This is a genomic window from Mycobacterium sp. shizuoka-1 (genome assembly GCF_002723835.1).
GTDB lineage: Bacteria > Actinomycetota > Actinomycetes > Mycobacteriales > Mycobacteriaceae > Mycobacterium.
In genome coordinates this window covers 1-12,278 of record NZ_BEWG01000122.1, presented here as the reverse complement: position 1 = coordinate 12,278, position 12,278 = coordinate 1, and the positions used below count along the sequence as shown (strand labels likewise).

At 67.0% G+C, this 12,278-nt stretch carries 14 protein-coding genes; 8 read left to right on the top strand and 6 right to left on the bottom strand.

The window, feature by feature from the left end:
- The first annotated feature begins 124 nt into the window (after positions 1-124).
- The 4 genes from MSZK_RS29805 to MSZK_RS29790 all read left to right on the top strand — a co-directional run bounded on the left by MSZK_RS29805 (position 125) and on the right by MSZK_RS29790 (position 2,610).
- Positions 125-823 carry a hypothetical protein gene (locus MSZK_RS29805; RefSeq protein ID WP_371411419.1) on the top strand — a complete coding sequence of 233 codons (699 nt, stop codon included), beginning with the start codon at positions 125-127 and terminating at the stop codon, positions 821-823.
- A 37-nt stretch (positions 824-860) separates the two neighbouring features.
- On the top strand, positions 861-1,619 hold the full coding sequence (locus tag MSZK_RS29800) for a DUF3298 domain-containing protein (protein WP_233211595.1): 759 nt from the start codon (positions 861-863) through the stop codon (positions 1,617-1,619).
- Positions 1,620-1,637: 18 nt separating this feature from the next.
- On the top strand, positions 1,638-2,057 hold the full coding sequence (locus MSZK_RS33650) for a type II toxin-antitoxin system prevent-host-death family antitoxin (protein WP_099252127.1): 420 nt from the start codon (positions 1,638-1,640) through the stop codon (positions 2,055-2,057).
- A 61-nt stretch (positions 2,058-2,118) separates the two neighbouring features.
- Positions 2,119-2,610 (top strand): hypothetical protein, encoded by a 492-nt coding sequence (locus MSZK_RS29790; RefSeq protein ID WP_099252126.1) that lies wholly within the window; start codon positions 2,119-2,121, stop codon positions 2,608-2,610.
- Between the two features lie 133 nt (positions 2,611-2,743).
- Here MSZK_RS29790 and MSZK_RS32750 read toward each other — a convergent pair whose 3' ends face one another.
- The 4 genes from MSZK_RS32750 to MSZK_RS33295 all read right to left on the bottom strand — a co-directional run bounded on the left by MSZK_RS32750 (position 2,744) and on the right by MSZK_RS33295 (position 5,404).
- The gene (locus tag MSZK_RS32750; protein ID WP_233211594.1) at positions 2,744-3,724 is read right to left on the bottom strand and encodes a hypothetical protein; all 981 of its coding nucleotides are present in this window, start codon (positions 3,722-3,724) and stop codon (positions 2,744-2,746) included.
- Complete coding sequence (locus tag MSZK_RS29775) at positions 3,711-4,259, bottom strand: hypothetical protein (RefSeq protein ID WP_099252125.1); 549 nt, start codon at positions 4,257-4,259, stop codon at positions 3,711-3,713. The genes MSZK_RS32750 and MSZK_RS29775 overlap by 14 nt, the downstream gene beginning before the upstream one ends.
- Before the next feature lie 35 nt (positions 4,260-4,294).
- Entirely contained in the window at positions 4,295-4,900 is a 606-nt protein-coding gene (locus MSZK_RS29770; RefSeq protein WP_099252124.1) for a hypothetical protein, read from the bottom strand.
- Between the two features lie 147 nt (positions 4,901-5,047).
- Positions 5,048-5,404: an XRE family transcriptional regulator gene (locus MSZK_RS33295; RefSeq protein WP_099252123.1), complete on the bottom strand. Its 357-nt coding sequence runs from the start codon at positions 5,402-5,404 to the stop codon at positions 5,048-5,050.
- A gap of 128 nt (positions 5,405-5,532) precedes the next feature.
- Between MSZK_RS33295 and MSZK_RS29760 the strand changes: the two genes are divergently transcribed.
- Both MSZK_RS29760 and MSZK_RS33290 read left to right on the top strand, forming a co-directional pair.
- Positions 5,533-6,486 (top strand): site-specific integrase, encoded by a 954-nt coding sequence (locus tag MSZK_RS29760; protein WP_233211593.1) that lies wholly within the window; start codon positions 5,533-5,535, stop codon positions 6,484-6,486.
- Positions 6,483-7,910, top strand: a complete 1,428-nt coding sequence (locus MSZK_RS33290; protein WP_233211592.1) for a hypothetical protein — start codon at positions 6,483-6,485, stop codon at positions 7,908-7,910. Before MSZK_RS29760 ends, MSZK_RS33290 begins: the two co-directional genes overlap by 4 nt.
- A gap of 188 nt (positions 7,911-8,098) precedes the next feature.
- On the opposite strand, the gene MSZK_RS29745 is transcribed toward MSZK_RS33290, so the two are convergent.
- Positions 8,099-9,160 carry an FHA domain-containing protein gene (locus tag MSZK_RS29745; protein WP_099252122.1) on the bottom strand — a complete coding sequence of 354 codons (1,062 nt, stop codon included), beginning with the start codon at positions 9,158-9,160 and terminating at the stop codon, positions 8,099-8,101.
- Between the two features lie 154 nt (positions 9,161-9,314).
- Between MSZK_RS29745 and MSZK_RS29740 the strand changes: the two genes are divergently transcribed.
- Positions 9,315-10,394: a hypothetical protein gene (locus tag MSZK_RS29740; protein WP_099252121.1), complete on the top strand. Its 1,080-nt coding sequence runs from the start codon at positions 9,315-9,317 to the stop codon at positions 10,392-10,394.
- Positions 10,395-10,477: 83 nt separating this feature from the next.
- A complete protein-coding gene (locus tag MSZK_RS33285; protein WP_233211590.1) occupies positions 10,478-11,242 on the top strand; it encodes a DUF2510 domain-containing protein in 765 nt (254 codons plus the stop codon).
- A gap of 22 nt (positions 11,243-11,264) precedes the next feature.
- Here MSZK_RS33285 and MSZK_RS29730 read toward each other — a convergent pair whose 3' ends face one another.
- Complete coding sequence (locus MSZK_RS29730; protein ID WP_099252120.1) at positions 11,265-12,026, bottom strand: cutinase family protein; 762 nt, start codon at positions 12,024-12,026, stop codon at positions 11,265-11,267.
- Between the last annotated feature and the right edge of the window lie 252 nt (positions 12,027-12,278).

Below are 12,278 nucleotides of genomic sequence, written 5' to 3'. Positions count from 1 at the left end.
TCCGACACCCGTTGGCCCCCATTCGGTCCCGACGCCATACGGCGGCCCACCCATGCCATACGAACCACCGAACTAACACCAACCAGTAGGAGGAGCGGTGTTCAATCGATCAAACACCAAAGACGTGTTCGACCAGCTCTTGGAGCAGGACGACCAAGCCGTCGAGAGCACTGCCACGGACCGGCCGAATCTCGACGGCGGGAACGTCCCCGACATTGCCGACGACGCCGAGGTCGGCCAGGCCCTTGCCCCCGAAGACGAAGACCCCGATGAGGCCGAGGTCGCGGAGGCGCTCGATCCAGGTGGCGACGAGGCTACCGAAACGCCTACTCGACGGTCACACCGCTGGCTGCGACGCGTCCTCGCTGCCGCGGGGGTCGTCGTCTTCGTGGCTGCATTGGGGTTAGCCGCGTTCTTCGGCTGGCAGCTCAAGCAGGTCAACGACGCCGCCGAAGCGGGGCGCACCGCGCTGGACGTGGCGCGCAGCTACGCGGTGACGTTGACTAGCGTCGACTATCAGAAGATTGACGAGAACACCACCCAGGTATTGGACGGTGCCACTGGCGAATTCAAGGACATGTACAGCCAGTCGGCCACACAGTTGCGGCAGCTGCTGATCGACAACAAAGCGGTCAGCCATGGCGCCGTCGTCGACTCCGCCATCAAGTCAGCGACCAACACCAAAGTCGAGGTCCTGATCTTCGTTGACCAATCCATCAGCAACGCCGTGAACCCCGAGCCCCGGATCGATCGCAGCAGAGTCGGAATCACCATGGACCTCATCGACGGCCGTTGGCTGGCAAGCAAAGTCGATATCAAATAGCACCATGGGCGGGGCGAACGTGAGGTCTAGCGGAATCGTGGCCATCGTCACGGGATGTCTGGTGGCATGGGCGCCGCCAGCCTTCGCCGATAGCTCATGTAATGCCGTGTTGGGCGGCGAATGGCTTGAGGCCAATGGCGTCTGTGCCACAGAGGTGACGTCCATCCGCCAGGCCATCATGACCCTGTCGGTTGGTATTCCCCGTGAACTGATCGACGACCCGACCGCCGGTCCGGTGCTGCGTGAGTACATGCGGACACGCATCGATGACTGGCGCACTACCGGGGCCACCATGGTGCGCGCCAACGAAGCCTCCACCCAGCCTACGGTCTACTCACATGGATCAGTGAGATCGGTCGTGTTTCACGAGTATTGGTGGACCGTCGGCAACATGCAGAACAACGCCTACCGCACATTCACGTTCGACCTGGCATCAGGTAGGCAACTTGGGTTAGCCGACCTGTTCGCATCCCACGTTGACCCGCTGTCCGCGCTTCCTCCTCTTGTCCGGCCATATCTCGTACCGGCATTGGACGCGGCGGAGCCGCCCCATTCGCCCGGAACCTATCCCTTCACAACACAGGAGTGGGAACCACAATTGGACGGGTCGGGCTACTCGGGCGAGTACCGGGCGTTTGCCCTCACCGACAATGAACTGATTCTCTACATGCCCGACGCACCGATGGCACACGAAAACCTGTGGCCCCAAGACCGGCTCGTGTGGTCCATGGACGGCGGCACAGTAATTGTCCGTGTCCCCTTGACGGCCCTTGCACCGGTCCTGCGGCCCCTCTAGCACCTGCGAATTCTGAGTATGCACATGGCCAACCACCGTCGGTGTAGCACTGGCCATATGCACAATGAAATGCGGAAGCCAATCGGCCTTGGCCAACTCCGCAGCCACACGTGCGGCGTTCTCGAGCGAGTTGTAGCCGGTGAAACCATATCGGTGGTCCGTCGCGGCCTGCCCGCCGGGCGGATCATGCCCATCAGTGGCCGTTCTGACGAGCCCAAGGTTCGCGCGAGGACGTGCAGCCTCGACGAATTGCGAACGCGCGCTGGACGTTTGTTCGACAAGGTTGCGGCCGGAGAGGCGATCGAGGTCGTCTGGCGCGGCCAACTGGTGGCCCGAATCGCCCCGGCAGTCGACAGTCCCGAGGCGCTCAGAGTGTCACCGGTCCTGTCAAACGGGGCACCGTGTTGGATCGAGAACTTACGACCGGTGGGCAGTTAGCCCGCCCGATGTGACCACCCAGAGGAGAGCGATGGCGCGATTCACACCACACGATAGATGCATGAAGATCGCGGCGTCCGCCGCAGTCGCCGTCGTTGGCGGCCTCGCCGTCGCCTCGATCGCCACCGCCCGCGCCGACGACCAATTCCTCAACGGCGAGTATCGGATCGACTTCCACGGCGCGTTTCGGACATACAACACCGTCCGCGCCCCGACCATTGAGACGTCGGCGACCTACCGGTTCACCACGAACTGCACGGACGGCAATTGCATCGCGACGGGTACGCTCCTTTCTTCAACCGAGGACGGCATCTTCGTTCGGCCCACGGTGACGTTGTATTGGGCAGGCTTGGCGTGGCGACTAGTGGAGTCGATTGACACGCCCTGTGCGCGTGGCGCGGGCACCAGGAGTCAAGAACTCATATGGTCGCTCACCCCGCAGCGCGGCAGCGACGTGCTCGCTGGCGTGCGCTCGATAACAACCACCAGGGTGTGCGCGGGAGATGACGCAGGCCTCGTTGTGGAGCCGGCGCTCGCGACCCCGGTCTCCTAGGACCTCGCCTGGCGTGGGTAACGAATGGACGCCGGTGCCAACGGTTCTAGGCACATAGGCGTCGGCTCTAGACGCATGATGTGGTCCTGGGCTGATGCTGGTTAGCAGTTGGTTAGTTGAGTTAGCGTTAGCGTTAGCCGTCAACGCGGTGGACATCTTGGGCGGTGTAGGTGGTTTTCACCGCGCCGCCGGGGGTGGTTTCGATTTTCATGATTGCGTCGATGCGTACGCGCATGCCGATTCCGAGTCCGCGTACCTCGTTTTCGCTGAGTCGGCCGAGTTTAACGGTGACGGTTTCGCCGTCGTCTTGGCGGATGAGCCAGGATTGCACGGAGCTGACGGTGAGGTATTCGCCGACGATCGGCACTGGTTGTTCGTCGAGGTGGGAGTTTTCGACGGTGGCGGCGATATGTGCAGCAGCGGCTGCGGACACCTTGACGCGGCTGGTGACGCGAGCCGGCTGTTGCCAGTCGACTTCGATATCGAATCCGGCGCGGTTCAACGTCTTGGACAGATCCCGCACCGCCGAGGCGGTACGCGGCCCGAGCTCGCCGAGTTGTTGCACGAACGCCGATTCGGCTGGGCTGGGGCCGATGTCGTTGCCGGCGGCGAACACGTCGATTGCGGCGCTGATGGCAGTGTCGAGTAACTGGTCTTCGGTTTCCAGTTCGGCGAACATGCCGACCCGCCCGGCGCCGTGACCGGTTTCGGTGACCGGCGAACTGGCCGGCGTCAAGGTGAGAATGATGGATCCGGGGCCGGGTGAGGCGGTCAGCAGCAGGTCGGTGCGGCGGCGTACCTCGGCGTTGGGTTGGCGGCCCAGCGCCTTATCGCCGTGTTGGGCGGCGCCGACCGCGGTGGCCAGCCGTTGGAAGCCGGCCATGACGCGGGCCACCTCCGATACCCGCGCCGAGGAGCCGGTGACGCCGTCGCCGGTGACGCGGATACTGCCGTGCGAGGCCAGGCTGCGGCCCAGGGTGTCGTCGGCGATCAGGGCCTCAACACTCATGCGCGACAAGTCATCCGGGGTGGCCCAGGCGGTTGCGTCAGCGTCGTCCATCGCTGCGAGCAGGGTGGTTTCCATGCGGTCGATGTCACTGTCATTGGTAGTCATCGACGATCACCTCCACATATCCGCGCCGGGGTAACGCGTCTTCGCGACTCGGCGGTGATCCTCTTGGGCCCCAACGCATTCGCTGCAAGTGATCATCCACCCAGCCTCGGCGTTGCAGGTAGGGCGCCAGGTACCGATCCTCAATGCTGGTGTCGGGTTGGCAATGCCACGCCATGAGGTAAGTGTCCACTTGTAGGCCGACAGTGCGGCGGACCTTACCGCGTTGGGCGAACGCCGCCAAGATGGTGGCGCTGGAGGGGTTCAGCCGCGCCTTGGCCAGCTCGAGGTCTTCGGCCCAGTACACGCAGGACAGGATCTCTGGGTCGGGATCGTCGGATACGAACTGCCCATACAACCAGGCCGCATTGACGGTCACATGCCGGCACAGCAGGCTCGTCGCCGATTCCCAGTCGGCCCATAACTGTTGCCGGTGCGCGCCGCGCCCGTCGACGAACCGGTCATGCAGCTCGCCCCGGCTGGCGCGGTACCGGCCCGGCGGCAGCTGCCCATGCGATCCGTCCAGGTCCGGGATCACAAGGTTGCCCCCTCCCGTGGCTCCAGGCGCCGGAACTACCCGGCGGCATGAGCAGGGTCGCTGATGCTACTGAACGTTGCGCCATCCAAACACGATTCGCAATCCGCCGCGTCGGCGTCGGTGGCGGCGGCGAACACTGCGTCGGTCACCTCGTCGATGCGGGCCACCACCTCACGGGCGGCGTCGACCAGCCGCTGGGCGTGGTCGTCGCCGGTGCCGGCCAGCGCCACGCTGAGCCGCTCCCGCGCGGCCAGCAACCCACCGAAGTCGACGCCCGACGGCGCGGCCACGGCCGGTTCTGCGACGAACGCGCGGATCACTTCGTCGAGCGCCTTGCGCTGCCGCGTGCTCATACGCTGTGCCTCCCGCGGAGGCTGGTAGACCACTGCGGCCGGTGCCGTCACCCCGGCCGCAGCGAACGCGGTGTTCTCCGACACGTCGGCCAGGTAGGCGATCGCCCGGATCGACGCATCCGATGGCCGGGTGGCATAGGTGCCCTGCCGCAGCCGGTTCAGCGTGGCATGCGAAATGTCATGCCCGGCGTGCTGCGCCAACTCGGCTAGCCGGCGCCCCGACGCGCCCCCGTGGCGTTGCGCGGCGATGCCGATCAAATCGATCAGTGATCTGCTGGTCTTGCCCATAGTCGGCCACCCATCGGCTCGGTCGTAGGCGCGTGGGGTGCGTTCGCGCGACACCAAGTGTTCTGCCTCTTGTAACGTGAGTCAAGCGCAACACGCCGCATCGATACGACTGCAATCGAATTACAGCGTTGTAGCGTGCCTCACGTGTCAGACGCCAGTCGCCTTTCGAGTGGCCGCGCGGCGCTTGGAACCGCGGCGGCTTTCCGCGTCGACGTGTTCGGACCACAACCGTCGGTCCAGCGCGTGTTCCAGGCGGGCCAGCGAGCCGATGTCGCACAACACTGTGCCGGCCAGGATGCGCCCGATGGTGGTGTGGGCAACCCCACTTGCCGCCGCGAGCGCCCGCTGACCGGTGGCGGTCTCGGTCATGGCGTCACGCAGCGCGCGCGCCAGCCACTGGGCGGCGGGCGCGGAGGGCGGTGCGTCGGGATGCAATTCGGCGTCCGGCCACACGCCCGCGGTCACGTAGGCGATCGGCGGGCGGTCACCGTTGCTGCGCGACACAGGCCCACGATAGCCCGCGGCCCCGTCGCCACTGGCCGACGTGTCGGACCCTCCTGCTCCAATGGTGCATACACGCACCACAACGGAGGAGGCCGCCATGCTCATCCAGTCGCCGACGGCGGCGCCGCATGCTGACGCCCGGCACGCAGCTGCTGCTGCCGCTGCAGTGGGGGCCTGCCATGGCTGACGGCAGCCTGTCCGCGACGGTGGAAGCGGTGACCGGCGCGTGGATCGCCGACGGGGCACTGGCCGCACAGACCCTGGACAAGTTCGGGCTGCTGATCCGCCGGTTCGCGCGGTTCGCCGCCGCCCACAATGTGACCACCCTCTCGGCGGTGGATCGGGCGCTGGTCGCGAAATTCGTTGCCGCCAAAGGGCGAACCCGCCACGGTGTCGTATCCGAGGCGGCGGTGGCAACCATGCACAACCGGCGCGCGGCGCTGCGAGCGTTCTTCCGCACCGCGCGCCGGCTGCGGCTCACCCTCGATGACCCCACAACCGATATCGACATGCCCGCCCGGCTTTCCTCGGGGCAACGTCCGCTCAGCGATGACGAGGCCGCGCTGGTGCGGTTGTTCTCCGAACGCGCCACCCCGACCCGGCATGCCGCCACCGCCGCGCTGCTGCTCGCCGGCGCCCACACCTCCGAGCTCGGGCATATCACCGCCGCTGACCTCGACCCACAGGCCTCGACCGTGTGGGCGCACGGATCGCGCAAGCATCGTGCCCGCACGCTGACGCTGGACCGCTGGTCGATCCGTGTGCTCACCGAACGCGCGAGTCACCTCTCGCATCCGCTGCCCACCCCCACCCCGTCGCCGGTGTTGTGCACCGGCGCCACGGGCAGCGACGCCCAGAAACAGGCCCGGGTGTGTGTCACCGTGCGCGAAATCCTCACCCGCGCCGGGCTATCCGACGACGTGGGGGTGCGGCCGGCGTCGCTGACCGCCCACGCGGCGCGCCGCGAATTCGACCGCACCGGCCGCGTCGAGGACGCCGCGCGTCTCATCGGCTCGTCCTCGCTGGACACCACCGCCGCGCTGATCGGCTATGCCTGGCAGGACTGGGACGACCCGACATGAGCCGCAAAGACCGGTCCCGCCAACACAACGACGCCTACGGCGCCGATCGCATCGAGCAACGAGAGCTGCACCCACGCGACGACCCCGACCGCCTCACGCTGCTGGAGATCGACACCATCGAGGCAGTCGCGTCCAACGACGCCATCTATCACCTCGCCACTGTTCTGCCGGTCCACCAACCGGGAACCCCGGGCCGCCGTCCGCACTACCCACCGTGGGTGCACGTGTTGCACAAGGCCCTCGCCGGGGTGCTCGGCTCGCACAGCAAGGCCGCCCGGGCAATGGCCCATCCCGCCTACTGGCGCACCATCCGCCACCACGCCGCGGACCATCATGCGCCAAAGCCGCCGCGGCGCCCACCGCAACGCTGGCACCACAACTACGCCCAACGGCTACTCGACGAGCACGCCGGCAAGCTGCTCGAGACTTTCCGGCCGCTCGCACGACAGCTCGCGCGCGAACTCGGTTGTCTCGACCCAGGCGCTGGGGTGTCGCACACCAATCCGGCACGCGGGCAGTACATCGTAGGCGATGGCACCGTGGTCGCCGCACCGGTGCGCAAAGCCACCGCCGACCGCTGGGCCGAACAAGGCGGACGCCACGTGCACGCCGGCATCGAAGCCCAAAACGGCGACAACGACACCGAATTCCGCTACGGCACCAAGTTCGCCATCCTCAGTACCCGCCCCGACACCGTCCGCAACAACAGGGTGATCCTCGACGTCGACGCGGTACCCGCGGGCAAGGGCTACGGCGGTGAGGCCCGCGTAGCCCTCGACATGATAGACCGCGTCGTCGCCGACGCCGACGTTCGGTGTGACGGCGTGTGCTACGACGGAGCGTTCCGCGGCAAGCACATCGACCACGCCATGAAGCTCGGGCTGACCGTGCTCTCACCGATGCACGACAGCACCCGCATCGCTACCGCATTCGCCCGGCTCAAGTGCACGTGCGGCGACGTACACGACCTATGGACCGCCGACGGGCGCATCTGCGAACGCCAGATCCTCGACACCGGCGACAAGCACCTCCAGCCGTGCCCGGTCGCCAAGATCTACCCGCGCCGCAACGCCGACGGCAGCTACCGCTGGTACATCGAGTTCGCCGCCCCAACGTGCGGCACGGTGCATCGCCAACGCATCGACACCACCGACGCCGACCACAATCGCGGCTACAACCGCGCCGAGCACCTGCGCCAGCACGTCAAGACCGACGACGGCGACAGCGTGTACGACCGCTGCTATGGCTGGCGAGAAGATTCCGAGAGCACAAACAACACCCTCGACCGCACCCTCTACGGCGGGCGCATAATCGCGTATGCCGCGGTACGCCAGCTGACCGTCATGCTCGGATTCGCTCTGGGCCGAAATGCCATCGCGGCCTACCTGCACCGCCGACGACACCCCGACGAGCGAGCCGCCTAACGCCGGCCGCCACGACGACGAGCCTCAACCAGGCCCACCACGCACGCCCGAGCGTCGCGTGGCTATCGTCGTGCCCGCTACACTCACACCCGCCACACCCCGACGACCGGCCAATCGTCGGGAACGGCACCAGGGCGCCGAGAATACCGCCGAAAACCGCCCGGCACGCCGAACGGCTAGGGTTTTAGTCAGGTATTCGAAGACGTCCCTTTACGGTGGCGTACCGCGTACAGGCGCTGCCCCAGTGTTGCGGCCGGTGCGCGTGCGGCGCGCAACATCAGGTCGGTGTATGTCCGCCGGACCTGTCCGAGGGTGAGGGCGAGTTCCGGTCGGCCGGTCGCTGAGCGTGCAGCGTCGGTGAGGGTGGCGTCGAGTCGGCGTAGTTCGTCCAGCAGGGCGGTGGCCGTGTCGGTGAACTGTGGGTCGTTGCTCGAGGGCAGCAGGGCGGCTCGGGCGCGGATGCCGCGCAGTGCGATGTCGGCTTCGTCGATCGCGACCGCTACCTGGACGGTCGGGGTGATTGCCTCGGTGGATTCGTCGTCGGGGATGGGGGCGCCGGCCTTGATGCGGGCAAGGGTTCCTGGCTCCCAGCCGACGTATTCCTCGATCATGGTGCGGGTGCGTTCGGGTGGCCAGTGCTGGCCGCGTTCGAACTTCATCAGCGCGCTTTGGCTGATGATGTGGTCGTCGGTGAGCTCTTGGTGAGAGAGCCCGAGTTCCTCGCGTCGTGCGGCCAATGCGGCGCCGGCGCGCGCGATGTCTGGGTCGGGATGATCGGCGGTTTCGGCGGTGGCCTCTTCGGTGGTGGTTTCTGTGTCGTTGGCCGTTGGCTCGTCGACGGTCGTTTCGGTGCTCGTGGTGTCTTCGCCGGTCATCGGGTCGCTGAGTGTGTTTGTTGCGGTGACGTTTTCGCCGAGGGTGGGAGTCAGCCGCACGGCAACGCCGTTCGGATTGCCCAGGTGCACGGTGAGTTCGCGGTCGATCACGACGGAATCGACGCGCTGTCCGTCGAGGTAGGTGCCGTTGCGGCTTGCGGTGTCGATGAGCGCCCAGTGTCCGTTGGCGGGTTCGATGCGGACGTGTACGCGGGAGATCCCCGGCTCGCTGACGCGGATCTGCGAAGGCAACTGGCGGCCGATCGTGACAGCTCCGTCGCGGGGGTGTGCGGTGTAATCGCTGGCGCCGACCGCGATGGTCAGTGTCGGCGCCTTTTCGAGTCCGGTGTCGAGCGCGGAGTTGCCTTCGCGCATGAAACCTCCCGGTAAAGCCTGGTGCGCATGTTACCGCGCTGGCCGTGTGCGAGATCGGCCGCCGGGCGCGGCTGTGGATTCCTTCGCGACTCGCTGCCACGCTTGGCGGTTCGACGGCACACACTTCCGCGCAGGTTGCGCGTATGTTGGTGGTGTGGAGCTCTGGACTGCAGAACAAGCCGCTGAGCACTGGGGCGTCACCCCAGCGCGGGCGCGCGGCATTTTGTCCAGCCGCCACATCGCACGTGTCTCCGGCTACCGGGCCAACGACGTCCGCGCGGTTCGCCGACGTCAAGGCGCCCGCACCGATCGCACCCCGACCCTCTCGGCGCTGTCTGTGACCGACACCGCAGAAGCGATCCGAGGCCGCAGCGATGACCGAACCCGGTTGCGCATCTTCTTCGAGTTCACCCGCGGCGCCGACGAAGCCCGGGCCGCCGCGCTGTCGCTGATCACCGACGAGCCACCCTTCACCGGTGACATCCGGTATGACGCGCTTCTTGCGGCCGCCGCAGAACACGTCTGCGCCCGCTACGGCGTGGCGGCGCCGCTGTGGACGACCGCGGCCGACAGATTCCTGACCTCCGCCTGGTGGGTCTCCCCTCTTCCCTCCGCGCGCACTTACGCGCTGGTGTTCACGCCTGCAGCGTTTCGCCGCCACGGCATCTACCTTGACCGGCACGACCTGACTCACGATGGAGCGTTCTTCATGCCCGAGCCACTGTTCGACGCGACCGAGCTACTTGAGGCATTCGCTGCGCTGGCCGCGAAGCTGGAGCGGCGACGGGTTGTCGGCCATGTGCATGTGTTCGGCGGGGCTGCAATGCTTTTGGCGTACCACCCGGACCGCGTAGCGACTCGGGACATCGATGCGCAGTTCGCTCCGGATGGGCCGATGCTGGCCGCCATCCGTGAGGTCGCGCGTGAGAAGGATTGGCCGACGACGTGGCTCAACAATCAGGCTGTCGGCTACGCCTCCCGCACTCCCGGTGAAGGGCCGCGTATTTTCGACCATCCGCACCTACAGGTCGTTGCGACCCCGCCCGATCACCTACTCGCGATGAAGGCTCTGGCCGCGCGTGCTACGCGCGATGCCGAGGACATACAGGTGTTGCTCGAGCAGCTCAACATCGCTCGACGCGATCAGGTGTGGGCGATCGTGGACCGCTTCTTTCCGGACACGCCGATTCCTGACCGCTCGAGGGCGCTGATCGACGACCTCCTCGACGAATAGGGGGTAACTACCAAGAGGCCCGATCTCGCTGAGGCTTCAGCCGAGCTGGTTTGGCTCGCTGGCGTCATGTCTACAACGTTGTGGTGACGACACCGCCGACACCACCGCCCGGCTGGTACCCCGACCCGGCAGGCACCGGTGGGCGGGCCTACTGGAACGGACGCGAGTGGGGCAAGCCGCCATCCCAGCTGCCCGGCAAGCGGTTCTGGATCATCCTCGCCAGTATCGCCGCTGTGCTGCTACTACTGGCTTTCATCGGCGGCCTCGCGGGTGACGACGAGGACGAATCCAGCGCCGCTGAGCAGACGACCACCACCACCGCCAGCCCGACCGGCACCACGACCACGGAGGCGGCACCGCAGACCACTACCGCCGCCGCGCCGCCGCCACCGGTCGCGCCAGCAACCGCACCACCCGGCAAGGTGATGGCCGGCCCGGAATCCACCTGCACGTCAACCAGTTCGGCAGCCCCGATTGACCTGCAGCGCGCACAGGTGGAGGTCGGGGAGATGGCCGGGCGGGCAGGCACCAGCGCCCGCGTGACGATCAATTCCGCCGGCGAGACACCGGCCACCGGCACGGTGCTGTGGTCGATGCTGGCCACCAACCCAGCTGGTGAAACCGTGCAGCTGGGCTACAAGACGCTCGACGGGCAGAAAATCGGCTACTTCTACTTCCCCTTCGGCGAAGGCCGCCAGTACGACATGGACGGCTTCGCCGACACCGACACACCCGGCGAAATCCGCATGGTCCTGCCACAGGCGGGCCTCGACAAGCTCGGGCCGGTGTGGTGGTGGTCAGTCGTCGTCAACGTCGACGGCCAGGACATCGACAGCTGCCCCAACTGATGAAAGCACGCGTCGGAGCCGCTTACCGGTTGGCGGGCGGCGGTTCGAGCCGAGCGACCGCGTAGGCCGCGCCCTCGTTGGTCATCCCGTTCACCGCGTAGGACCCGTGCGCGAAGCTCGGCAGGCCGAGCGGCGACCCGTCGCAGATGTTGTCTGCCGGCGCGCACAGGGTCAACGTCTTGCCCTGATACGACGGGCCGATGATCACCGGTGGCGCACCGGCGTCGGTGAACCACCTGGCCGACGGCTGACCGAACAGCACCACCGCGGCGACGTGATCGGCGACGTCGTCGGGCATCGGTTCGGGGATGAGGCTGCGGTATTCGGCGGGCACCTCGTCGGGGATCTCGGCGGCCGTGGTGAATCCGGCGACGGCCGCGCCCTGGGAGTAGCCGCCGAGCACGATCCGGGTGTCTGGGCACGTCGCCGCGGTCGATTCGACCTTTCTGGCTGCGTCGCGGATCCCGTCGACGACGGTCTGTGCGAACTGGATGCGGTTGCCGAAGTCGCCGCTGGCCGGGTAGTTGACCGGGTAGACGTCCACCGACCTCGGGGCTGCCTGGGCGCGCACCGCGTCGACGAAGGCCTGCCCGACGCCGCCAACGCCCACGGGTTCGCCAGTCCCGCGCGCGAACACCACCAACACATCGGCACATGGCGGTGCCGGAGGTGCCGGTGCGGGCGGAGGTGGCGGCTGGGCGGCGGCTATCGGGGCGGGGCCGCTCAGCACGGCTGCGAGCGCCAGTACCGCAGCGACCAGCCGAGAGATTCGGCGAGCGCTCATTGTCGACTCCTCAACGTGTTCGAGCGGGCAACCACTGGCGCGTCGTTGCTCTGAGCCCGGATAGTTAGCCGATCAATCCAACGATAGTCCGCGGTGGAGCGAGCCGCCGTGCGAGGAGGGGTCGCTGATGCTGCGCTCTACACTCGGCCGCATGCCGGGTGGTGGTGACTTCTCCGGCCGCTGGAAGCGACCGGCTTCTTTTACGCCGCGGTTGCGGTGTGAAGGGCCAGTCCAGCCCTGAGTATGTTGCGT

What these genes read in the sequence shown, in the direction of transcription:
- MSZK_RS29730 (WP_099252120.1), bottom strand. Translation starts at nt 12,026, where the DNA reads ATGAGCGCTCGCCGAATCTCTCGGCTGGTCGCTGCGGTACTGGCGCTC.
- MSZK_RS32750 (WP_233211594.1), bottom strand. Translation starts at nt 3,724, where the DNA reads ATGACTACCAATGACAGTGACATCGACCGCATGGAAACCACCCTGCTC.
- MSZK_RS29760 (WP_233211593.1), top strand. Translation starts at nt 5,533, where the DNA reads ATGCTGACGCCCGGCACGCAGCTGCTGCTGCCGCTGCAGTGGGGGCCT.
- MSZK_RS29790 (WP_099252126.1), top strand. Translation starts at nt 2,119, where the DNA reads ATGAAGATCGCGGCGTCCGCCGCAGTCGCCGTCGTTGGCGGCCTCGCC.
- MSZK_RS33650 (WP_099252127.1), top strand. Translation starts at nt 1,638, where the DNA reads ATGCACATGGCCAACCACCGTCGGTGTAGCACTGGCCATATGCACAAT.
- MSZK_RS33290 (WP_233211592.1), top strand. Translation starts at nt 6,483, where the DNA reads ATGAGCCGCAAAGACCGGTCCCGCCAACACAACGACGCCTACGGCGCC.
- MSZK_RS29770 (WP_099252124.1), bottom strand. Translation starts at nt 4,900, where the DNA reads ATGGGCAAGACCAGCAGATCACTGATCGATTTGATCGGCATCGCCGCG.
- MSZK_RS29745 (WP_099252122.1), bottom strand. Translation starts at nt 9,160, where the DNA reads ATGCGCGAAGGCAACTCCGCGCTCGACACCGGACTCGAAAAGGCGCCG.